Origin of the sequence: Streptomyces sp. NPDC058773, assembly GCF_042746015.1 — a bacterium.
GTDB lineage: Bacteria > Actinomycetota > Actinomycetes > Streptomycetales > Streptomycetaceae > Streptomyces.
Map to the genome: position 1 here is coordinate 107,340 of NZ_JBHYPE010000009.1, position 22,820 is coordinate 130,159.

Below are 22,820 nucleotides of genomic sequence, written 5' to 3' on the forward strand. Positions count from 1 at the left end.
ATCCGCCCGATTTACCGGACTTGGACCGTTTTCCACGTCTTCGCCCGTCGAATATTCCGGCGGAGATTCAGCGCTCCATTCACCTGACATTCCGTTCCCCGTCCCACTGCGGCCGCCCTCCCCTGGTGGTGTGGGTGACGGCGCGGCGGCCGGAGCGGTGCGGGTCTGTCGGGCGGAGGGAAGGGTGGCCATGGAGTCCCCTTGCTCGTCGGCCGGCGGCGGGGCCGGCCGACCGGCCCCAGGGCCGAACTCACGCTAGGGCGCGGGCGCTCCGGGGCCTCTGTTCCGGCGGCCAAGGCTTCCCCGACGGCGTTGTCCGTCCGCACCAGCACCCGTCCCGAGGCGCTCCGGGACGACGCGGGAAGCCGTCGGCGCCCGCGGTCGCCCCTCGTGCGCCCGCAGCGCGAGCCCCCCGTTCCCGTCCTCCGCATTAGCCGGACGGACAGCCATCCGGAACGAATTTGTCCACTCTCACAAATACGCCGCCGAGCACCGCCACATACGCTTACGCAAATCCCAATCCGGACGTGATGCGGCTCACCTCTCACGAGGAGGACGGGCAGTAGCGCGGAGGCGCAAGGAGCGCTCCCCCACCCGCGCAGGCATCCGAAGGCCGCGACTCCCCGTCTGGCCTTCGAAGTTCGTCAGGGCCACTATCGCCACCACCTCCGGCCGGCCCTTTCGTCCGTCCACACCGAGGCGACCCAGCAGTCACCCCGTGCATGACCCCTCCAACCCGCAATGGAAGTCGAAGATGACTACACCTCCCCCCAGCCCCGTGGCCGCTCCGCCCACCCCGTCGGGGCACGGGCAGTCTCCGGAGCAGTCTGGTCTGCAGTCGGGCCTCAAGAACCGCCACCTTTCCATGATCGCCGTGGGTGGGGTCATCGGCGCCGGCCTCTTCGTGGGGTCCGCCTCCGGCATCGCCGCGGCCGGCCCCGGCATCCTGCTGTCGTACGCCCTGGTCGGCGCGCTGGTCGTGTTCGTGATGCGGATGCTCGGTGAGATGGCGGCCGCCAACCCGACCTCCGGTTCGTTCTCCGCCTACGCGGACCGGGCACTCGGCCGCTGGGCCGGTTTCTCGATCGGCTGGCTGTACTGGTTCTTCTGGGTCGTCGTGCTCGCCGTGGAAGCGACCGCCGGTGCCGCGATCCTCACCAGCTGGGTCCCGGCCGTCCCGCAGTGGGCCTGGGCCCTGATCGTGATGGTCGTCCTGACCGCCACCAACCTCGCCTCGGTCTCCTCGTTCGGTGAGTTCGAGTTCTGGTTCGCGGGCATCAAGGTCGTCGCCATCGCGGCCTTCATCGTCCTCGGCGGTCTGGCGATCTTCGGTGTGCTGCCCGGCTCCGAGAACGCGGCAACCGGCTTCGCCAACCTCACCTCGCACGGCGGCTTCCTGCCGAACGGACCCACCGCGATCCTCACCGGTGTGCTGATGGTCGTCTTCTCCTTCATGGGCAGCGAGATCGTCACCCTCGCCGCCGGTGAGTCCGAGGACCCGGAGCGCGCGGTCACCAAGGCCACCAAGAGCGTCATCTGGCGGGTCGGCATCTTCTACCTCGGCTCGATCCTCGTGGTCGTCTCCCTGCTGCCGTGGAACGACCCGTCGATCGAGAAGAAGGGCTCGTACGTCGCGGCCCTGGACTCCATAGGCATCCCGCACGCCGGCCAGATCATGAACGTCATCGTGCTGACCGCGGTGCTCTCCTGCCTCAACTCCGGCCTGTACACCGCCTCGCGGATGGCCTTCTCCCTGGGCCAGCGCGGCGACGCCCCGAAGGCCTTCGCCCGGACGAACTCCCGTGGTGTCCCGCAGGCCGCGATCCTGGCCTCGGTCCTCTTCGGCTTCATCGCGGTGGGCTTCAACTACCTGTGGCCGACCACGGTCTTCCAGTTCCTGCTGAACTCCTCGGGTGCGGTCGCGCTCTTCGTCTGGCTGGTCATCTGCTTCTCCCAGCTCCGGATGCGCGGGATCATCCTCCGCGAGAGCCCGGACAAGCTGATCGTCCGGATGTGGCTCTTCCCGTACCTGACCTGGGCGACGATCGCGATGATCTCGTTCGTGCTGGTCTACATGCTCACCGACGACAGCGAGGGCGGCGGCCGGATCCAGGTCCTGCTGTCGGTGCTGCTCGCCGCCGTGGTGGTGGCGGTCTCCCTGGTCCGCGACCGTCTCGGCCGCGGTTCCGCCGAGAAGGAGAGCCTCACCTCCAGCTGACCTGATTGGTCTGCCATACGGGCAGGGGTATGCCTATGCATACCCCTGCCCGTAGTCTCGCCTGGAGAGCCACCCCCCGGCAGCACGCCTGCTCAACTCCACAGACGACTCCCAACCGGAAGGCCCCCGTATTCATGCCCGTCTTCAGACGCCGCAAAGGCAGCCTTCCCCGCCTGGTCCCCGAGCTCGACGACCGCACATTGGGGCAGGTCCGCCGCCGCGTCGAGACGTGCTGGTCCCGCGGTTCACTGGACACCGCCGTGATGGCCTCGATGGCGGACGTACTCAGCGAGACCGGCCAGGACTGGGACCGCAAGGCCCACCGGCTCTCGGTTCTCGCCCGTTCCGCCGGCCGGTCGCTGCCCGGCATCTGGCGACAGCACAGCCCGCAGGACCCGCACGCCTTGCTGCTGCACGCCTGGTCGGATCTCCTCCAGGCCCGGCAGCAGGGCTCCGGCGTCGATCTGCACGTCACCGATGAGACCTGCCGGCTCGCGGCCGAGCTCCTCCCCGCCGACCCCACACCGTGGACCCTGCTCCTCGCCACGCTCCGCCTGGAGCAGCGCCCCTCCACGGAGCTGTCGGCGGTCTGGCGCGAGATCAAGGCCCGCGATCCATGGAACCGCGAGGCGCATCTGCAGGCTCTCGGGTATCTCTCACCGGACGAGTGCGGCTCCAGCGCCCTGGTCCTGGATCTGCTCGACGGGGTCCGCGCCGCCATGCCGCCGAGCGCCCCCGCCGCCGGTCTGGAACTCACCGCGCTCGTCGGCAGCCACCAGCGCGCGCTCGCCGGCGGCGGTCTGATGGCGGTCGGCGCCGCGGAGATCTGGCGGCGCCCCGACGCCACCAAGGCCCTCGACCAGGCGGCGCACTACTGGTCGGGCCCGGGGTTCCTCACCCACGCGGCCGCCCTGGCCGATCTCAACCTGCTGGCCTACGCCCTGATCAAGGCCGGCCGCACGGCCGAGGCCGGGACCGCGCTGCGCGCCACCGGAGGGGTGGTGACGCCCTGGCCGTGGAGCCTGGACGGCGACCCGGTGGAGCGGTTCTCGCACTACCACAGCCGGTACGCGACCCGCGACGCCGACCGGTAGGCGCGGGCCGGCGGCGCCGAAGGGCGGCACCAGCCGGCGTCCCACCGCGCCTGCGTGCGGACGGACGTGCGAAGCGCGGCGTATGCGTACGGCCTGCACACAGGAGCACATAGCCGGAACGGGTGGTTTTGTCGCTCCTTGCGGCGTATTTGGCGTGCCCTGTCCTCTTTCGGGGGATCGATCCCCTCCCGAAGAGGGTTGGGAGATGCGCATGCGCCACACCGCCGGCACCGGCCGCTCCGCGGCATCCGGCGGCCGGCGCGTGCTGATGCTGCTCGTGTTACTGGCCCTGCTGCACGCCGCGCTCAGCATCGGGTGCTGCGAAGCGGTGGCGCCCGATGCCGTCGGCTGCCCGCCCCGCTCCGGCGCCCCCGCCGTTTCCGCGCAGGCCGAACGGCCCTGCATTCCGGCGGGCCAGGTGCTGGCGTCCACGGAGGGCGACGGCAAGCATCCGGGCAGCGGCGTCCGGCGCAAGTGCGACGGAACGGCCTGCCATCTCCGCCACCAGGTCCCCACGGGGGCCGGTGGCAAAGCACTCGGGGACTCCCTTCCCGAGGAGACCCGTACCACGTCGGGGAGCGCCTCTTCCACGGCTGTCGTCACGGCCGCCGTTCCCGCATCACCGAAGTGCGTGGCCGTCCTGCGCTGCTGAGCAGGCCCGGCCGCATCCGCCCCCTCCTCCCCGCAGCGGGGCCCGGGGCGACTGCGGCCTGCCGTCATCAGCTCTCGGCACCCCACCGCAGGAGATTCGGCATGCCCCTCGACGTCTTTGCCGCTCTTGGCGCGCTCGTCCGCGCCGAGGCCGCCCGCAGCCGCACGAAGCACACGAAGCCGCCCGCACCCCAGACTCCGGCGCAGCGCCGGAGCGGGCCGGATGCCCCGCCGGTCGAACCGCCGGACACGGCCGCCGCCCCTGCTCCCGGTCCCGCTCCCGGCGCCCCTCCCGCCGCCAGGAAGCATCCGCTCGCCAGGCTGCTGCGGAAGCTGATCACGCCCTTCGGCTGAGCGGGCCCGGCCCCCGGCGGAACGCTGCGCGGAGCCACCGCGCGGCGAACCGGCCGAGCGTCGGCAGACCGGCGCGGCGCACCGTTTGTCCGGCTCCCCGGAGCGCGCCATCCTGGAGCCATGGCCCCCGTTTCAGGCCCGGACGCACTGTCCGGCTGGGCCGTCCGCCATCCCGGCCCGGTCACCTCCGGGCCGCTGGTAGCGGTCCGCCGTCCCGCTCCCGACCCGGGCCCCGATGACCTGTTGCTCAAGGTGGAGGCCTGCGGTGTCTGCCGTACGGATCTGCACCTGGCGGAGGGCGACCTGCCTCCGCACCGCGCGTCGACCGTGCCGGGGCACGAGATCGTCGGCCGGGTGACCGCGACGGGCGGGGCCGTGACGCGGTTCCGGGCCGGGGACCGGGTGGGCGGCGCGTGGCTGCGCGGCACCTGTGGAGTCTGCCGCTACTGCCGCGCGGGCCACGAGAACCTCTGTCCGTCCTCGGTGTACACCGGCTGGGACGCCGACGGCGGCTTCGCCGAAGCCGCCGTCGTGCCCGCGGACTTCGCCTATCCGCTCCCGGAGTCGCAGGACGCCACGCTGCTGGCGCCGCTTTTGTGCGCCGGGATCATCGGCTACCGCGCGCTGCGCCGCAGTGCGCTGCCCCCCGGCGGCCGGCTCGGGATCTACGGTTTCGGCGCGTCGGCGCATCTGGCGGCGCAGGTCGCACTGGCCGAAGGGGCCACCGTCCATGTACTGACCCGATCCGCGCAGGCCCGTGAACTCGCCCTGGAGCTGGGCGCGTCCTCGGCGGGCGGCGCCTACGACCGGCCGCCCGAACCGCTGGACTCGGCGATCCTCTTCGCGCCGGTGGGCGATCTGGTGCCGGTGGCGCTCGAAGCGCTGGACCGCTCCGGCACCCTCGCCGTGGCCGGTATCCACCTCTCCGACATCCCACCGCTCACCTATCAACGCCATCTCTTCTACGAGCGGAATCTGTGCAGCGTGACGTCCAACACCCGGGAGGACGGCCGTGAGTTCCTGGCGACCGCGGCACGGATCGGCATTCAGGTCACCGTCAGCCCTTACCCGTTGAGCCGTGCGCCGGAGGCGCTCGCGGACCTGGCAGCCGACCGGGTTCACGGGGCCGCCGTGCTGACACCCGGCTGACCGGACGCACCGGCGGCCACCAGGCCACCGGATCACCAGTCCGTCCGCACGAGAGGCCGGGGGCCGGCCCCGACCCACAAGTTCACTCTTTTCAGGGACTCACACCACCCGCGATCGTCACGGATAGTAGTCACTGGTAACGCTACGCTGCCATTTCGCAGAGGACGACGAGGACGAGGGAGCAGCACCATGGCCGTCGATCAAATCCTGGCCGGAGCCGAGTGCGGGATCGAGGTGGGACCGGGCGACGACCGTTACGAGGCGCTGCGAAGGGGGTTCAACCAGCGCTTTCTCGCGACACCTGACTATGTGTCGGTGGTCAGCTCGACGAGTGAGATCGTCGCGGCGGTCAACAAATATCTGGCGAGCCACCGTCCCGACGAGGACCTCCACCGGCGCCTGACGGTCCGGTCGGGCGGCCACTGCTACGAGAACTTCGTCTGCGGTGACGACGTGGGCGTGATCATCGACCTCGGGCAGCTGGACCGGGCCTACCTGGACCAGGAGCGGGGCGCGTACTGCGTCGAGTCGGGGGCGAACAACTGGCATGCCGCCACGCACCTCTACGCGCCGTTCGGGGTGGCCCTGCCCGGCGGCTCCTGTTACTCGGTGGCCGCCGGGGGGCATGTGGCCGGCGGCGGGTACGGGCTGTTGTCCCGGCAGCACGGGCTGACCGTCGACTACCTCTATGCGGTGGAGGTCGTCGTCGTTCGCGACGGGCAGCATGCGGAGGTCGTGATCGCGCGCCGCGACTCGCCCGAACCGGAGCTGCGGGAGCTGTGGTGGGCCCATACGGGCGGGGGCGGCGGGAACTTCGGTGTGGTGACCCGGTACTGGTTCAAGGGGCTGCCCAAGCCGCCCTCCCAGGTGCTGCTGCACGCCGTGGCGTGGCCGTGGGAGGAGCTGACGGGGCACCCGGACCGCTTGAAGTCGCTGGTGCGCAACTACGGGCTGTTCTTCGAGTACGAGAACACCACCGAACTCCCGGCGCCCCTCCGCGGCGACTACAGCGACATGTTCACCCTGCTGAAGCTGAACCACCGCGCCAATGGCCAGATCGGACTGATCACCCAGCTCGACGCCACCAGGCCGGACAGTGTGGAGCGGCTGAACGCCTTCCTGGAGTGGATCACCCGGGATCTGGGCGTCGAATCCACCGCACTGGACCGGCGGATGGGCGAGCACGCGCCCATGGAGGGCCTGGAGGAGCCGACCCGGCTGCCGTGGCTCACCGCCACCCAGACGCTCAACGGCTCCGGCGCCAACCAGTGCGGCAAGTACAAGTCGGCCTACATGAGGCGTGGTTTCACCGAGCCGCAACTCGACGCCATCTACCGGCACTTGTCACGCGAGGACTACGACAACCCCCAGGCGCTGCTCCAGGTCGACTCGTACGGCGGTGCGATCAACCTCCCCGACAGCTCCGACACCGCGGTCCACCAACGCAGTTCCGTGCTCAAGCTCCAGTACCAGACGTACTGGAGCCGGCAGCAGGACTCCCCTGACGACCCCTCGATCGCTGCGCCGAATCTGCGCTGGATCCGCGAGTTCTACCACGACGTCTACCAGGACACCGGCGGGGTGCCGATCCTGCGCCGACGGGCACCCCGGCAGCCGGGCAGCCGGAACCGGTCACCGACGGGTGCTACATCAACTACCCCGACACCGACCTCGACGACCCCGAGTGGAACCGTTCCGGCGAACCCTCGCACCGCCTGTACTACGGCGACAACTACGCGCGCCTCCAAGCGGTCAAGGAGTACTGGGACCCGCGCAACGTGTTCCGGCACGCCCAGTCCGTACGGCCGTACACCCACTGACCGCGCCGCGGCGGCCTGCGGGAATGATCCGTCCGTTCCGCTGCCGTGAGCACCGCTGATCGGCACAATGGAGGTGTGCCCCAACTCACAGAATTCAGCCTCGCCGACGGAACGTCGGTCTGCCTCGAACTGGCCCCCACGACCGCGGCCGCGCCCCCGGCGCAATCCCAGGACGCCGACCTGCCGGACGGCATGGGCCCGACCGTCCCCGTGGCCCGTGGCGGCGCGGCGGCCGGAGCCGGTGCCCTCGCGGCGATGCGGACGACGCTGCAGCCGCTCGGGCCCCTGCTCCAGGAGATCCACGACGCGGTCATCGCCTCCCAACGCCCGCCGCACGAGATGTCGGTGCAGTTCGGGGTGCAGGTCGGCCAGGATCTCAAGCTCGGCATCGTCGGGGCCAACGGCCACGCGAGTCTGACGATCACGGCGACCTGGCAGCCGCAGCGGGCGGACTAGTGGGCTGGTTCCGCGCCGTATCGGGCACCGACGATGCGGCGGACCCCCGGTTCCGGGTGGCGTCGGTGCTGGACGCCGGGGACGGCAAATCGGCGGGCGCGGCCGTGGTACTGACGCCGCATCATCTGCTCACCTGCGCCCATGTCGTCAATGACGCGCTCGGAAAGGAGATGTTCGAGGCCGGCCGGCCGGAGGGGATCACCCTGCGGGTGCAGACCCACGGTCCGTCCGGCGCGCAGCTGCACGAGGCGCAGCCGGTCCACTGGATCCCGCCGCGCCGGCTCGACGACACGGACGGTCCGCCGGGCCGTGGCGAGCAGGAGTGGGCGGGCGATCTGGCGGTCCTCAGGGTCGGCACCGCACTGTGCTGCCCGGCTCCGCCGGAGTTCCGGCCGATGCGGGTGGGCCAGTCGGTGCGCGCCTGGCACGGCAGCGCGCTGAGCGGCTCGTACGCCGATGTCCGGGTGAAGTCCTGTGACGGCCGCATCGGTTATATGGACGGCGCGCTGTCCGGTATGGCGATCGGGCCCGGCTACAGCGGCGGCCCCCTGTGGTCGGATGCCGAGGGCGCGGTCGTGGGACTCGTGACGGCCTGCATGCTGCCGCCCGTCGACCAGCCCTACAGCTCCCGGCATGTCACCCGCCGCAGTTGGGGCATCCCGTGGCAGCGGATCGAGACCGAGCTGCGGGCGGCCGGCGCCGGAGCGCTGCTGGAACGGCCGGTCCACGATGACGATCCGGCCCATGCCGTGCTCGCCGATCTGCTGGCGAATGTGCTGCCCACACCGATGTTCCGGGCCGAGTACGCCAGGGCTGTCGCCGAGCGCTGCGGGCTCGGGCACCCCATGGACGCGTCCGCGCCGACGCCGGAGGAGTTCGCGCGGATCTTGGTGACCGAGGAGCGGGCGCTGGCGGCGCTGACCGAAGAGCTTCGCTACAAGGACCGGTCAGCGGTCTGCGCGCTGATCGCGGCGGGCAGGCTGTCCACGGTGCCCCGGCTGCTGTCGCCGCAGGAGCACGACCAGTTGCTGGCCCTGGTGACCGGGCTGCCGCCGGAGGTCACCGAGCTGCTGCCGGACGCGGTGCGGGCCGCGCTGCCGCTGGTCGCCGAACTCCCCTATGAGGCCGGGTTCCCCGAGCTGCTGGGCAGTCTGGAACAACTCTCCGGCGACAGCCGTTCCGGTCCGGGTGAGCGGGTGCCCGGCCTGCTGCGCGCGATGGAGTTCGTGGCGGTGCTGTGTCCCGCCACGGAGCGGGCCCGGCTGCGGATGTGGGCCAACCGCGTCGCCACCCGGCTCGGCCTCCCCCCGTACTCGCTGCGCGAGCGCCGCGCCGACGCCGACGAATGGGCCCTCGGGCGGCGCCGGCGCACCCGTCCGCCCCGCCTGCTGGTGCACCTGGTCAGGGCCGGTGCGGACGCCTTCGGGCTGCGCCTGTGGAGCGACGACGGGATGGGGCCGCACCGGGAGCCGACCGAGACCGGCCGCCGCTACACCGCGGCGCAGACCGCCGAGGCGGTGCTGCGGGTTCTGGAGCGGCTCTGCCGGTCCGCTCCCGAGGGCGTCCGGCCGGTCGTCGAGGTCCTCCTCGACCGGGACTGCCTCGAACTCCCCGTGGACGAGTGGGAGTTCACCGAGCCGGACGGTCTGATCCCTGGGGTGCTGGGCGCGGAGTACGCCCTGGTCGTGCACTGCCCGGAACTCCTGCGGCGCAATGAGCGTTTCCTCACCGACTGGCGGCACCGCTGGGACCACCTGGAGTCCGCCGGCCCTCTGCGCATCATGGGCCCCTCCACCGGAGTGCGCGAGGTGTACGGCAAGTTGCTCGACCGCCGCGATGCCGCCCGGGTGTCGGTGGAGGTGTCCGCACGGGCCCGGATGGAGATCATCCAGCTGTGTCTGGCGATGGGCGTCCCCGTCGTGCTGTGGGACCGCGGTCCGGCGCACGAGGCGTCGCACGCCGTCCAGCACGTGGCGGACGCCCCGGCCCGTGCACTGCCCGAACAGATCCGTTCCTACCGCGCCAAGACCCTGCACCGCCCCGCCGACCACCCCGGCAGGCCCGTCCTCGCCTGGGCCGACCCCGACCGCGCCCTGCCCGAACTCCAGCTGTCCGAACCCACGGAGCTCTTATGAACCCCGAACCCGCCGCCGACTGGCGGCTGTTCCAGGGAGACGGCACCCAGCGCCGGGTCACCCTGCCGCAGGCCCCGCCCTGGCGCAGGTTCGGCGGCGCCCGGCGCGGCGCCCCGGGTCCCCTGCCGTATCTGATCGCTCCGGAACACGCCGACGTGGTCAATGCCGCGCTGCATCTGCGCAGGCCGCTCCTGGTCACCGGGCCGGCCGGCACCGGCAAGTCCTCGCTGGCCAGGGCCGTCGCCCATGAACTCGGCCTCGGTGAGGTGCTGCGCTGGCCGGTCAACAGCCGGGCGAACGTCCAGGACGCCCTGTACCGCTACGACGCCATCGGGCGGCTGCGGGAGACCACCCTCAGCCGTGACCGCGGGGAGGCCGAGCCGTCCATCGGGAGCTTCGTCCGCCTCGGTCCGCTGGGCACGGCGCTGGTGCCGGGCCCGCGGCCGCGGGTGCTGCTCGTCGATGAGCTCGACAAGGGCGACGTCGATCTGCCCAACGATCTGCTGACCGTGTTCGAGGAGGGCGTCTTCGAGATCCCGGAGCTGGCCCGGCTGCCCGAGGCCCAGTCGGTGGTCCAGGTCCTGGCGGCCGACTCCCAGGACCCGGTGACGGTGGAGCGGGGCAAGGTGCTGTGCACCGAGTTCCCGGTCGTGGTGATCACGAGCAACGGGGAGCGGGACTTCCCGCCGGCGTTCCTGCGCCGCTGTATCCGGCTGGACCTGCCCACGCCCGACGAGGAGCGGCTGCGCGCGATCGTGGCGGCCCACCTCGGTGACGGCGCACTGGTCGGCGTGGACGACCTGCTCAGGTCGTTCCTGCAGCGCCGCGGTCCGGGCGAACTCGCCACCGACCAGCTGCTCAACGCCGTTTTCCTGCGCGCCGGCGGGGTGGACCTGGACGCCGACGGACTGCTGGACGCCGTGCTCCACCAACTCGGCGGGACCGTCTGACCGATGACAGGGGGACCGGACCGGCTCGGGGAGGTGCTCGCGGTGTTCGCGGGGGCCGGTGTCGAGCTGGACCGGCACTCCCTGCTGGATGCGCTCTGGCTGGCCGGGCGGCTGCCGACCGGGCAGCAAACGGCGCCCCTCGCACGGGCGTTGGGCCCCGATCGCGCCGCGCCCGACGCCGGCGGGTGCCCGGAGCCACCGCCGCCACCCGCGCCGGTCGACGAGCCCGCGACCGAGGCGGAGCCCCCTGACGTGCTGCCGCTGGACGATCTCGGCGGCGATCTGCACGCCGCGCCGGAGCCCCGGACGGTGCCGCGTACGCCCCGGCGGGACTTCCCGCCGCCGCCGAAGACGAGTGCGGCGATTCCGCTGCGGGTGCCGGAGAACAAGGCGCTCCTCGGCGAGCTGGGCATCGGCCGCGCCCTGCGCCCGCTGCGGCAGCGCCGGACCACCAGCCGTATCCAGGAGTTCGACGAGGCGGCGACGGCCGCCGCGCTCGCCGAGAGCGGGCTGCCCGATGTCGTGCTGCGTCCCGGGCAGGAACGCTGGCTGGACCTCGCGCTCGTGGTGGACGACGGTATGTCGATGCTGCTGTGGCGGCGGCTGGCCGTCGAGTGGCGGACGATGATGCAGCGGATCGGCGCGTTCCGCATGGTCCACGTCCACGGGCTGGACACCCGCGGGCCCGATGCCCCGCTGCTGCGCGGCCGCCCGTTCGCCCCGGACACCACCACCCTGCCGCCGGCGGTGCTGGCCGACCCGTCGGGCCAGACCCTGATCCTGCTGCTGAGCGACGGGATGGGCGCCGCCTGGCGGGACGGCCGGATGCACCGGGTGCTGAGGCGCTGGGCGGCGAACGGGCCGGTGGCGGTGCTGCATGCGCTGCCGCCACGGCTGTGGGGCGGCTCCGGCATCCAGGCGGACCACTGGCGGGTGACGACCCGCCGGCGCGGTGCCGCCGGGGCCTCCTGGAGCGTCAGCGATCCGGTGCTGCCTGCCGAACTCGCGCCGTTCCACGGGCTGCCGGTGCCGGTGCTGGAGACCTCCGCCGGTCCCGTCGCGGCCTGGTCCCGGCTGCTCGCCTCGACCGGTGGCACGGTCCGGCTCCCGCTGCTGCACGCCCCGGCCGGGCGCTCGGTCGTCCCGTCGGGCGACGGCACGGACACCGTGCGGCGCTTCCGCGACGCGGCCTCGCCCGAGGCGTACCGGCTCGCCGCGCACATCGCGGCGGTCGCGCCGGTGTCCGTGCCGGTGATGCGGCTGGTGCAGTCCGCGGTGCCGTGGTCCGTCGACACCGCCCATCTGGCCGAGGTGTTCCTGGGCGGTCTGATGCAGCCCGTCGAGGCACCGGTGGCCGGTCCGCTGCGGGACCAGCACCGGATCTTCGACTTCGCCGAGACGGCCAAGTCCGCGCTCCTCGATGCGGTGTCCACGCCCGAACTCCTGCGCACCGGACGCCACATCGGCCGCCGCCTGGAGCAATTGGCCGGGCGCTCCCCCGACTTCCCCGCCTGGCTCGCGCATCCGGACGGGATGGACCATCTCCCGTCCGGCTCGCGTGCCTTCTCCTCGGTGGAGCGGCGTCTGATGTCCCGGCTGGGCGCCTCCGTCCAGGTCGCGCCGCCGGAGGACGACACGGAGCCGGCGGACCCGGACGGCTGGCGCCCGCTGACCTCTCGCGACCCGCGCCGGCTGGGCCCGTACACCCTGCACGGCCGGCAGCCCGGCGCGCGGTCGCTCGTCTACCTGGGCCGCGACCGTGCCGGCAAGGAGGCAGCGGTCCGGGTGATCAGGCCGGGCGCGCCGGACGAGGCGGCGGCGCTGCTGGCCACCGAGGCGGAGGCGCTGGGGCGGATGGCCGGCCAGTATGCACCGCTGCTGCTCGCGACGGGCCTGCGGGACGAGCCGCCGTGGCTGGCGATGCAGCTCTACCGCCCGTCCGGGCAGGACCAGGGCGGTCCGCCGCCGCAGCTCAGCAGCCTGCTGCGGGCCGCCGGCGGCACCCAGCTGCGCCGCGACACCCTGCTGTCCATCGCCTACGGATGGCATCTCGCGAGCGCCGTCAACCTCTGCCATCTCAAGGGGCTGGTGCTGCCCGAACTCACACCGCAGAGCGTGCATGTCGTCGGGCGCTCGCTGATGCTGACCGGACTGGGCCGGTGCGGCATCGACGGCAGGTTCCGGGCCCGCGGGGCGGAAGCCGTCCCGACGACGGCGGACAATGTCGAGTCGCTGGGCCAGATCCTGCGCCGGCTCGGGGACAAGCACCGGGTGCCGCAGTCCGCGGAGAGCGGGGACATGGCGCTGTGGCAGGGCGACACCTGGCGACCGTTGCGCGAGATCGTCACGGCGTGCCTGGCCGAGGACCCGCGCCACCGCCCGGCCGCCGGTGAGGTCGCCGAGGCCTTCGCCCGCTACGTGCCGCTGGCGACGGAGCTGCGGACGGGCGGTGCCGACACGGAGGCCGACGACGCGGACGGCCGGGGCACGGCCCGCTTCTCGCTCCGTCCGGGCCCGCAGATCCCGCTCGACAACGACTCCGCGGCGCCCGCCGAAGCGGCGGCCAAGCCGTTGCGCGGCGGCGGTGCGGTGCCCCTGCCGGGGCGGCGGCGGTGGGGGCCGGAGCAGCAGCGGAAGCTGGAACTGATCCGTGCCCGGCTGCGGTTCAGCTACCGGGTGACCGTCGTCGGCGTGGACGGCGATGTCGGCCGGAGCACGGTCACGATCGCGCTGGGGTCGCTGCTGTCCGCCGCGCGCGGTGGCCGGGTGATCGCGCTCGATGCCGGCCACGCGGTCGGCGAGCTGGCCGGCCGGCTGAACCGCGGCGGCTCGGCCCGGCTGCGCCACGACCTCCTTCGTGCGCTGCCCGCGCTCGGCAGCTACGAGGAGGTGCTGCGCCACACCCTGGACGGCCCGTCGGGGCTGTGTGCGCTCACCCACGGCCTGGGCCGCACCACGCCGGTTCCGGTGTACGAGGAGGAGTACCGCCGGCTGATGGAGCTGCTGAGCCGGCACTTCTCCGTCGTCCTCGCGGACTGGGCCCATCTGCGGACGGAGAGCGTCAGCGACACCGTGCTCTCGATGACGCACCGTCTGGTGGTCGTGGCCCGGATGACCGAGCGCGGCATCGGGCAGACCCGGGCGCTGCTGACCGCTCTGGCGCACCGCGGCTATCCGGAGCTGGCCGAGCACGCGGTCCTCGCGGTCACCGGTCTGCCCGGACCGGACCGGCCGCTGCGGCGGGACGACTTCGCCGAGCAGTTCCGCGGTCATCCGGGCGGGACGGTCTTCGTCCCGTTCGACTACCGCCTCGACAGCCAGCGCGACATCGATCTCGCCCGGATGCGTTCCCGTACGCATGAGGCGTTCCTCGACCTGGCCGCGCTGCTGGCGGAGGACTTTCCCAGTCACACACCGTGATCCCGGCGCCGACTAGCTGGCTGCTCCCTGCGTGCCGCACCATGGAGGGAAGGCGGTAAATTACGACATATCCGATGAGGCGGTGGCGGGGTGGACGCCCTGGCCCCCGAGGGCGGATACGGCGACCGTGGCTTATGACGAGGGCTTCCGGCGTACGGAGGCGGTGCAGGCAGTGACCGCACGAGTCCTTGGGTCCACCGGGGCTGAGCTGACCGCCGTCTATGTGCCGGCCGAAGGGGACGGCGTTCTTCAGCTGGCCGAGATGGTCGGAGGCTCCGGCGTTCCCTACGGATTGCCGACGAGCTACCCGCTGTCCGGCAACTCTCCGGTCGCCGCGGCCTTCCGCGCCGGCGCCCCCCTGTGGCTGGGCCCGGCGGAGCTCGCGGAGTACGACCTCACCGGCGCCCCGGACTCCCCCGGCGCGGGCCCCTGGGACGGGGCCGGGAAGCCGCCCGCCGATGTGTCGTTGGGTGTGCTGCCGCTGGGCGGGAGCGTCCGGCGGCTGGGGTGCCTGGTGGTCATGGACAAGGCCACCGACGCCTTCGACGCGGACCGCCGTCACCTCCTTGAGCTGCACGCCGACCAGGTTGCCGCCGGGCTGGAGGCCGTCGCGGCCCGCTTCATGGCGCAGACCGAGCGGCGGTCGCTGCTGGGGCCGGGGCTGGACACGCTCCGGGGCGGCGCCTTCACCCTGACCCTGCGCACCGGCCGGATGGACGCGGACGCCCAGGTGCTGGAGCTGTTCGGGATCACTGCGGAGGAGTTCGACCGGCGGGTGGAGACGCTGCTGGCGCGTACCGTGCCGGACGACGTCCCGGCGCTGATGTCGATCGTGGAGCCGGGCGGGCTGCCCGAGAGCCAGCAGCTGTCGATCCGGATCCGCCGGCCCAACGGCGAGCTGCACTGGCTCAGCCTGCGCTGCCGGGTGCTGGTCAGCGCCGACGGCACCCCGGAGCGGATGCTGGGGGTGGTCGCCGACGCCTCGTATCTGCGTCCCACCGCCGACGAGGTCTCCATCGTGCAGCGGCTGTCGGCCTCGCTGGCCGGTGCCACGACGATCCGGGACGTCAGCCGGGTGGTGGTCACCGCGCTGCGGGCGCCGCTGGGGGCCAACCGGGTGGCGGTGGCCGAGCTGGAGGCCGACCGGTTCGTGGTGTCCGTCCTCGATCCTCCGGAGCCCGGCGCCTGGCCCGACGCCTGGCGGTCCGAGTGGCGGTCGGAGTGGCCCGATGCGGCCTGTCACTCGCTGCCGACACTGGAGAGCGTGCTGCGCGCCGGACAGGTCGCCCTGTGGCCGCAGGGGGCCGAGCTCGAACCCGGTCTCGCCGGGGTCGGGCCCGGTGGGCTCGCCGTGCTGCCGCTGCCGGCCGAGGGCCGGATCGTCGGCGTGTGCCTGGTCGGATGGGACACCGAGCACCACTTCGGGCCGGAGGAGCGGTCCTTGCTGACCGCGACCGCGGGTCTGGTGGGGCAGGCACTGGTGCGCGCCCATGCGATGGACGCCGGGCACGAGCTGGCCACGATGCTCCAGCGCAGTCTGCTGCCCCGCAAGTTGCCGTCGCTGCCCGGCGGGGTGGCCGTCGCCCGCTATCTGCCCGCCACGATGGGGCTGGAGGTGGGCGGCGACTGGTACGACGTCATTCCGCTCGCCGACGGCCATGTCGCGCTCGTCATCGGCGATGTGGAGGGACACAGCGCCGGCGCCGCGACGATCATGGGCCAGATGCGTACGGCGATCCGGGCCTACGCGGTGGAGGGCCACCCGCCGGACGTGGTGATCGCGCACGCCAACCGGCTGCTCCTGGGCATGGAGACCGATCTGTTCGCCACCTGCTGCTATGTGGACCTGGACATGGAGGAGGGCATCGCGTGGTTCGTCCGGGCCGGGCATCTGCCACCGCTGCTGCGGCTCCCCGACGGCACCACCGAGGAACTGCCGGTCGAGGGCGGGCCTCCGCTGGGGGTGGCCGAGGACGGTGAGTTCCCGCTGACGGAGGTGGGTCTGGCCCCCGGCACCGTGCTCGCCCTGCTCACGGACGGCCTGGCCGAGTCGGCCAGCCTGCCCCTGGAGGACGGCATCCGCCGGGTGCGGACGGCGCTCGGCGCGGCCGATCCGGCCGACGCCGGTCAGCTCGCCGACGATCTGCTCGGGGGCGCGAAGCGGCGCGACGACGATGTGGCCCTGCTGGTGCTGCGCTACGACGGGATGCGGGTCCGCCCGACCCGGGCGCGCTGGACGGTCTGGCGGCTCCCGGACGCCGTCATGCACGCCCGCCGCTTCACCGGGCGCACCCTGCGCTCCTGGGGCGTGACGGCGGAGCAGGACGTGGCCCTGCTGGTGGTGTCCGAGCTGGTCACCAACGCCATCGCGCACACCCAGGGCGAGGTGCGGCTGGATCTGACGCTGGCCGCGGACCGGCTGCGGATCGGGGTGAACGACGCCTCGCCGCGCGCGCCCGTCAAACCGGCGAGCGTGGACTGGGAGTCGACCGGCGGCCGCGGGCTGCTGCTCGTCGAGGCGATGTCGGCGTCCTGGGGGTCGGTGCCGCTGAGCGGCGGCAAGCAGGTGTGGAGCGAGATCACCCTGGAGCCGGGCGAGCGGCTCGGCGCGCCGGAGGAGCCGGCCGGCGAACGCCGGCGGAGCGGTGAGGAGGTGCGCTGAGGTGAGGTCTCGTCGTCGGGGCGCCGCCGCTGTCCTCGCCGTGTGCCTGCTGGGCGGCGCGGCCGCCTGCGGAGAGGCCGGCGGGGCGCGCGAGTCGAACGGGTCCGCCTCCGGCGGCGCCCCGAAGATCGGTGTGCTGCTCCCGGACAACACCTCGCGCCTCTACCACTTCGACAAGCCGCTGATCGAGAAGAAGATCCATGAGCTGTGCCCCGCGTGCACGGTGGAGACCGTGAGCGCGCAACACGACGTGGCCACCCAACAGCAGCAGATGGACGCGATGATCACCAAGCGGGTGCAGGTGCTGATCCTGGACTCCGTCGATTCCAAGTCGCTCCGCTCCTCGGTCGAGAGCGCGCGGCGGGCCGGCATCCCGGTCGTCGCCTACGACCGCCTGGTGGAGGGACCGGTGTCCGCCTATGTCTCGTTCAACGGCGAGACGGTCGGCCGGCTCCAGGGCGAGGCGCTGCTCAAGGCGCTCGGGCCCAGGGCGCGCGACGCGCAGATCGTGATGATGAACGGTGCCTCGACGGACCCCAACTCCGCCTGGTTCAAGAAGGGCGCGCTCGCCGCGCTCAAGGGCAAGGTGAAGATCGGCAAGGCCTACGAGACCGGCGACTGGCGGCCGGAGAACGCGAATCGCAACATGTCCGCCGCGATCTCGGCCCTCGGCGCGGAGAACATCGACGGCGTCTACTCCGCCAATGACGGGCTCGCCGCGGGCATCATCGCCGCCCTCCAGGCCGCCAAGGTCACCCCGCTGCCGCCCATCACCGGCCAGGACGCCGAACTCGCGGCCATTCAACGGCTTGTGACGGGTGATCAGATCATGACGGTCTACAAGCCGTTCGCGCCCGAGGCCGGCACCGCCGCCGCGATGGCCGTCGCGCTGGGACGCGGCGAGAAGCTCAAGGGCATCACCACGCACACCGTCAACAGCCCCACCCACCGCGGCATCCCGGCCGTGCTGCTCACCCCGGTGTCCGTGAACGTGCACAACATCAAGAACACCGTGGTCAAGGACCGCATGTACACCATCGACCAGATCTGCACCCCCAAGTACGAGTCCGCCTGCAAGAAGGCGGGGCTCCTCAGGTAAGGCAGGTATCCATGGAGTCCGGCGCAACCCTCCGGCGGCCGAGGACGGCACCGCCCCTGCTGGCGCTGCACGGCGTCTTCAAGCGCTACGGCGCCGTGCAGGCCCTGGCCGATGTCGATCTGGAGGTCCGCGCCGGGCAGGTCGTCGCGCTCGTGGGCGACAACGGCGCCGGCAAGTCCACGCTGATCAGGGTGATCGCCGGGGTCGACCCGGCCGATGAGGGGGTGGTCGAGTGGGAGGGCCGGCCCGTCCACATCACCCGGCCGCACGACGCCCAGGACCTGGGCATCGCCACCGTCTACCAGGACCTCGCGCTGTGCGACAACCTCGATGTGGTCGGCAATCTCTTCCTCGGCCGGGAGATCCACCGGGCCGGTGTCCTCGACGAGGTGGAGATGGAACGGCTCACCCTGGAGCTGCTGGACATGCTGGCCATCCGGATGCCCGACGTCCGCCTCCCGGTCGCCTCGCTCTCCGGCGGCCAGCGCCAGACCGTGGCGATCTCCCGCTCGCTCCTCGGCGAACCGCGGCTCGTGCTCCTCGACGAGCCCACCGCGTCCCTGGGCATCGAGCAGACCACCCAGGTCCTCGACCTCGTCGACCAGCTGCGGGAACGCGGCCTCGGGGTGCTGCTCATCAGCCACAACATGGGGGACATCAAGGCCGTCGCGGACTGGATCGCGGTGCTGCGGCTCGGCCGGAACAACGGGTTCTTCGATGTGACGACCACGTCCCACGAACAGATCATCTCCTCGATCACCGGGGCCACGGACAACGCCGTGACCCGCCGCAAGGCGCCGGAGTGGGAGGTGGAGCCATGAGCCGGACCTGGGCGCTCAGGAAGCAGAAGGCGGCCGGCGACGGGGTGACCGGTGCCGACCGCCGCCGGCTCGCGCCCGAGTTCGGCGCGCAGAACCCGCTGGAGCTGCTCAAGCGCAGGTTCCACAGCGGTGAGCTCGGCTCGGTCCCGGTCGCCCTCGGCCTGATCGTGGTGTGGATCATCTTCGAGAGCCTCAACGAGAACTTCCTCTCGCCGCGCAACCTGTCCAATCTGAGCGTGGACATCGTCGGCACCGGCATGATCTCGGTGGGCGTCGTCTTCGTGCTGCTGCTGGGCGAGATCGACCTCTCGGTCGGCTCGGTGAGCGGCCTGGCCGCGGCGGCCTTCGCGGTGCTGAACGTGAGCCACGGCGTACCGGAGGGGCTCGCCCTGCTGATCGCGGTGCTCGGCGGCATGGTGATCGGCGCGATCCAGGGCTTCTTCCTCGCCAAGGTCGGGGTACCGGCGTTCGTGGTCACCCTTGCCGGTCTGCTGGGCTGGAACGGGCTGATGCTCTACATCCTGGGCTCCAACGGCACGATCAACATCGACGACAAGGGCCTGCTCGCGATGCTGACCGGCTACTACTTCCACAATGTGGCCGCCGCGTACGGCCTGGCGGCGCTGGGCACCGCCGGGTACTTCCTCGCCTCGTACCATGACGCGCGGCGGCGCCGGGCCGCCGGAGTGCCCGCCAGGACGCTGAGCGAGATCCTGCTGCGCACGGGGGTGCTGGCCGCGATCGCCATGGCCTCGGCGTTCGTCCTCAACCAGTTCCTGGGCCTCCCCCTGGCCCTGCTGATCTTCCTCGTCGTGCTGGTCGGCCTGGACTACGTACTGCGCCGTACGCGCTACGGCCGCATGATCTTCGCGCTCGGCGGCAGCGTCGAGGCCTCCCGCCGGACCGGTCTCAACGTCGACCTGGTCCGCATCTCGGTCTTCATGATGTCCGGGACGATGGCGGCGGTCGGCGGTCTGTTCCTGGCCTCGCGCGTCACCTCGGCCAGTCAGACCTCGGGGGCCGGGCTGCTGCTGATGGACGTCATCGCCGCGGCGGTCATCGGCGGCACCAGTCTGTTCGGCGGACGGGGCCGGACCTGGTCGGCGCTGCTCGGTGTTCTGGTGATCCAGTCGATCGCCTCCGGTGTGGCGCTGATGGGCATCCAGACCGCCGTGCAGTTCATGATCACGGGTGGCGTGCTGCTCATCGCCGTGGTCATCGACTCGCTGTCGCGGCGGGCGCAGCGGGCGCACGGCCGGCTCTGACCGGCGGCCCGGGGGCGGGCGTTTGGGCCGCGGCACCGCACGGAACACCTCAGCCGATGTCCGCCATCCTGCACGCCCTGTCCATCGCCGGATCGATGACCTGGGAGATCACCTGGGCGCTGATCCTCGGCTTCGCGCTGTCCGCGGTCGTCCAGGCCGTGGTGCGCAAGTCCACCGTGGCCGGGCTGCTCGGAGACGACCGGCCGCGCACCCTGACGCTGGCCGCCGCGCTGGGCGCGGCCTCCTCGTCCTGCTCGTATGCCGCGGTCGCGCTGGCCCGGTCGCTGTTCCGCAAGGGCGCGCACTTCACGGCCGCCATGGCGTTCGAGATCGCCTCCACGAACCTGGTGGTCGAACTCGGCGTGATCCTGGCCCTGTTGATGGGGTGGCAGTTCACCGCCGCCGAGTTCATCGGCGGGCCGGTCATGATCGTGGTGCTGGCCGTGCTGTTCCGTCTCCTCCTGTCCGACAGACTGCTGCGGCAGGCCCGTGAGCAGGCTGACCGGGGCCTGGCGGGCTCCATGGAGGGACATGCCGCGATGGATGTGTCCGTACCCCGCGAGGGGTCCTTCGCGCGGCGGCTGTTCTCCGCCGAGGGGTACACCTCGACCTCGCACGTCTTCGTCATGGAGTGGGCCGCGATCCTCCGGGACCTGGTGCTCGGCCTGCTGATCGCCGGCGCGGTCGCCGCCTGGGTCCCCGACAGCTTCTGGAGCGCCTTCTTCTTCGACGGGCACCCGCTGGCGGCGAAGGTGTGGGGGCCGCTGATCGGGCCGCTGGTGGCGATCGCCTCGTTCGTCTGCTCCATCGGCAACGTGCCGCTGGCGGTGGTCCTGTGGAAGGGCGGCATCAGCTTCGGCGGGGTGGTCGCCTTCATCTTCGCCGACCTGCTGATCCTGCCGATCCTGAACATCTACCGGAAGTACTACGGGGCCAGGATGGCGCTGTTCCTGCTGGTGACCTTCTATGCGGCCGTCGTCGTGGCGGGATACGCCGTGGAGACCGTCTTCGGCGCCCTGGGGCTGATCCCGAGCCGTGCGACCGCGACGATCCCCATGTCGGGGGTCTCCTGGAACTACACCACCTGGCTCAACATCGCCTTCCTCCTGCCGGCCGCGGCGCTGGTCCACCGGTTCCTGCGCACCGGCGGCCGGGCCATGCTCCGCATGATGGGCGGCGGTCCGGAGGCGGCGGCCGCGCCGGACGGCTCCGGCCGGGGGCCGCACTGACCTCCGGCGGCGGGATCGGGGCCGAGTGGCTCATGCCGCGCCGCACGAGGCCGAGCACCCTTGAGGTGTGGGCGCGAACGCGCCGAGCGCGCCAGGAACGGAGCGAGGCCATGAAGGATGTCATCACCGCCGGCGTGGACGGTACGCCCGAGTCCTTGTCCGCGATCCTGTGGGCGGCCGAGGAGGCCCGGCTGCGCCGTGCCCGTCTGCGGCTGCTGCACGCCTGGGTGCTGCTCGCACCGGAGGCGGAGCCCCCGCCCGCGGCCGGCCCGGAACAGAACTACTGGCCCCACCGGATGGTGGACGAGGCCGCCGCGGCGGTCCGCGCACGTGTCCCGGACCTTCCGGTGGACGAGGTCCTGGTGGCCAAGGATCCGCAGGAAGCCCTCCGGGCGGCCGCGGAACAGTCGGATCTGCTGGTCCTCGGCTCCAAGGATCTGGGGCCGGTGGCCCGCTATGCCCTCGGGGAACTCGGTCTGTGGCTGGTGGCGCACACCGCCACCCCCACCGTCCTGGTGCGCGCCCGGCAGGACGCCGCGGCCGGGGCGGCGAGCGGCGAGGTGATGGTCGGGGTGAGCCTCCACGAGCCGTGCGAGTCACTGCTCGCGTTCGCCTTCGAGAGCGCCGCCCGGCGGGGTGTCGCGCTGCGTGCCGTCCACGGGCAGCACCTTCCCTCGTACGCCTACAACCGCGGGGGCGGGGTGGAGCCGATCGCCGCCGAGGGAGCGGCAGAGGACGCCCGGGAGGAGCTGCTCGCCGCCCTGCGGCCCTGGCAGGAGAAGTTCCCGGAGGTCCGGGTGGATGACCGGGTCGTGCTGGAGAGTCCGGCACCGGCGCTGCTGCACAGCGCCGCGGAGGCCGGGCTGCTGGTCGTCGGCCGCCGGCACCGGCACCACTTGACGGGGGCCCGGATCGGCCATGTCGTGCAGGCGATCGTCCACCACGCCCCCTGTCCGGTCGCCGTGGTGCCCCATGAGTGACCGCACGGCAGCGGGCGCCACGGTCCGTGACGGCGCACCGGCCGCGCCAGGACGGGCCGCGGCGGAAGGCGGATGATGACGGTGAGGGCCTCCGGGCGGCAGCTCCCGGTAAGGCGGCAGCTCCCGAGACGGCAGCAGCTCCGAGAAGCAATGGAGGCAAGCCATGGCAACGACAGTCGAATGGCCCGTCCGTCTGTTCCTCTTCGAGGAGGACGGGACGACCAGGGCGCGCGTGGAGCTGCGTACCGGCACCACCACCCTGACCGGGCACGGCACGGCCCGGTGCAGCCCCGAGGACCGGGACGTACCGGAGATCGGTGACGAGATCGCGGCCGGGCGTGCGGTGCGGGATCTGGCCGGCCAGCTGCTGCGGGTGGCCGACCGCGACCTCGAAGGCGTCGGGGCCGGGCCGCCCCGGCGGGAGCGCCGGGTGGCCTACGGCTGGACGGACGCCATGGCGTGAGCCCCGTGCGGGCGGCGGCCACCGCCGACGGTGACCGGTCCGTCCACGGAAGGA

The 22,820-nt window shown here is 72.4% G+C and carries 17 protein-coding genes and 1 pseudogene; all 18 read left to right on the forward strand.

The features are described from left to right. Window positions 1-754: 754 nt before the first annotated feature. Window positions 755-2,218, forward strand: coding sequence for an amino acid permease (locus ACFW5B_RS11035; RefSeq protein ID WP_386436607.1), 1,464 nt, complete (start codon window positions 755-757; stop codon window positions 2,216-2,218). 134 nt (window positions 2,219-2,352) lie between these two features. Further along, on the forward strand, window positions 2,353-3,312 hold the full coding sequence (locus ACFW5B_RS11040) for a hypothetical protein (RefSeq protein WP_386436610.1): 960 nt from the start codon (window positions 2,353-2,355) through the stop codon (window positions 3,310-3,312). A gap of 211 nt (window positions 3,313-3,523) precedes the next feature. After that, window positions 3,524-3,964, forward strand: coding sequence for a hypothetical protein (locus ACFW5B_RS11045; protein WP_386436613.1), 441 nt, complete (start codon window positions 3,524-3,526; stop codon window positions 3,962-3,964). Window positions 3,965-4,065: 101 nt separating this feature from the next. Next, the gene (locus ACFW5B_RS11050) at window positions 4,066-4,317 is read left to right on the forward strand and encodes a hypothetical protein (protein WP_386436616.1); all 252 of its coding nucleotides are present in this window, start codon (window positions 4,066-4,068) and stop codon (window positions 4,315-4,317) included. Window positions 4,318-4,437: 120 nt separating this feature from the next. After that, window positions 4,438-5,466 carry a zinc-dependent alcohol dehydrogenase family protein gene (locus ACFW5B_RS11055; protein WP_386436618.1) on the forward strand — a complete coding sequence of 343 codons (1,029 nt, stop codon included), beginning with the start codon at window positions 4,438-4,440 and terminating at the stop codon, window positions 5,464-5,466. A gap of 189 nt (window positions 5,467-5,655) precedes the next feature. After that, window positions 5,656-6,132 (forward strand): annotated as a pseudogene (locus ACFW5B_RS11060) (FAD-binding protein); the annotation flags it as partial. A gap of 983 nt (window positions 6,133-7,115) precedes the next feature. Then, entirely contained in the window at window positions 7,116-7,286 is a 171-nt protein-coding gene (locus tag ACFW5B_RS11065; protein WP_386436888.1) for a BBE domain-containing protein, read from the forward strand. Window positions 7,287-7,361: 75 nt separating this feature from the next. Continuing rightward, window positions 7,362-7,742, forward strand: coding sequence for a CU044_2847 family protein (locus ACFW5B_RS11070; protein ID WP_386436621.1), 381 nt, complete (start codon window positions 7,362-7,364; stop codon window positions 7,740-7,742). After that, window positions 7,742-9,877 (forward strand): trypsin-like peptidase domain-containing protein, encoded by a 2,136-nt coding sequence (locus tag ACFW5B_RS11075; protein WP_386436624.1) that lies wholly within the window; start codon window positions 7,742-7,744, stop codon window positions 9,875-9,877. The genes ACFW5B_RS11070 and ACFW5B_RS11075 overlap by 1 nt, the downstream gene beginning before the upstream one ends. Beyond that, a complete protein-coding gene (locus ACFW5B_RS11080) occupies window positions 9,874-10,827 on the forward strand; it encodes an AAA family ATPase (protein ID WP_386436627.1) in 954 nt (317 codons plus the stop codon). Before ACFW5B_RS11075 ends, ACFW5B_RS11080 begins: the two co-directional genes overlap by 4 nt. Window positions 10,828-10,830: 3 nt before the next feature. Further along, window positions 10,831-14,247: an SAV_2336 N-terminal domain-related protein gene (locus ACFW5B_RS11085; RefSeq protein WP_386436629.1), complete on the forward strand. Its 3,417-nt coding sequence runs from the start codon at window positions 10,831-10,833 to the stop codon at window positions 14,245-14,247. A gap of 127 nt (window positions 14,248-14,374) precedes the next feature. Further along, entirely contained in the window at window positions 14,375-16,909 is a 2,535-nt protein-coding gene (locus tag ACFW5B_RS11090; protein ID WP_386436632.1) for a SpoIIE family protein phosphatase, read from the forward strand. A 1-nt stretch (window position 16,910) separates the two neighbouring features. After that, complete coding sequence (locus tag ACFW5B_RS11095; RefSeq protein ID WP_386436634.1) at window positions 16,911-18,008, forward strand: substrate-binding domain-containing protein; 1,098 nt, start codon at window positions 16,911-16,913, stop codon at window positions 18,006-18,008. Between the two features lie 11 nt (window positions 18,009-18,019). After that, complete coding sequence (locus tag ACFW5B_RS11100) at window positions 18,020-18,829, forward strand: ATP-binding cassette domain-containing protein (RefSeq protein ID WP_386436637.1); 810 nt, start codon at window positions 18,020-18,022, stop codon at window positions 18,827-18,829. Beyond that, window positions 18,826-20,094, forward strand: coding sequence for a sugar ABC transporter permease (locus tag ACFW5B_RS11105; RefSeq protein WP_386436640.1), 1,269 nt, complete (start codon window positions 18,826-18,828; stop codon window positions 20,092-20,094). The genes ACFW5B_RS11100 and ACFW5B_RS11105 overlap by 4 nt, the downstream gene beginning before the upstream one ends. 56 nt (window positions 20,095-20,150) lie before the next feature. Then, a complete protein-coding gene (locus ACFW5B_RS11110; protein WP_386436643.1) occupies window positions 20,151-21,323 on the forward strand; it encodes a permease in 1,173 nt (390 codons plus the stop codon). A gap of 110 nt (window positions 21,324-21,433) precedes the next feature. After that, a complete protein-coding gene (locus ACFW5B_RS11115; protein ID WP_386436646.1) occupies window positions 21,434-22,303 on the forward strand; it encodes a universal stress protein in 870 nt (289 codons plus the stop codon). A 163-nt stretch (window positions 22,304-22,466) separates the two neighbouring features. Continuing rightward, window positions 22,467-22,766 carry a dsRBD fold-containing protein gene (locus ACFW5B_RS11120; protein ID WP_386436649.1) on the forward strand — a complete coding sequence of 100 codons (300 nt, stop codon included), beginning with the start codon at window positions 22,467-22,469 and terminating at the stop codon, window positions 22,764-22,766. Window positions 22,767-22,820 lie beyond the last annotated feature (54 nt).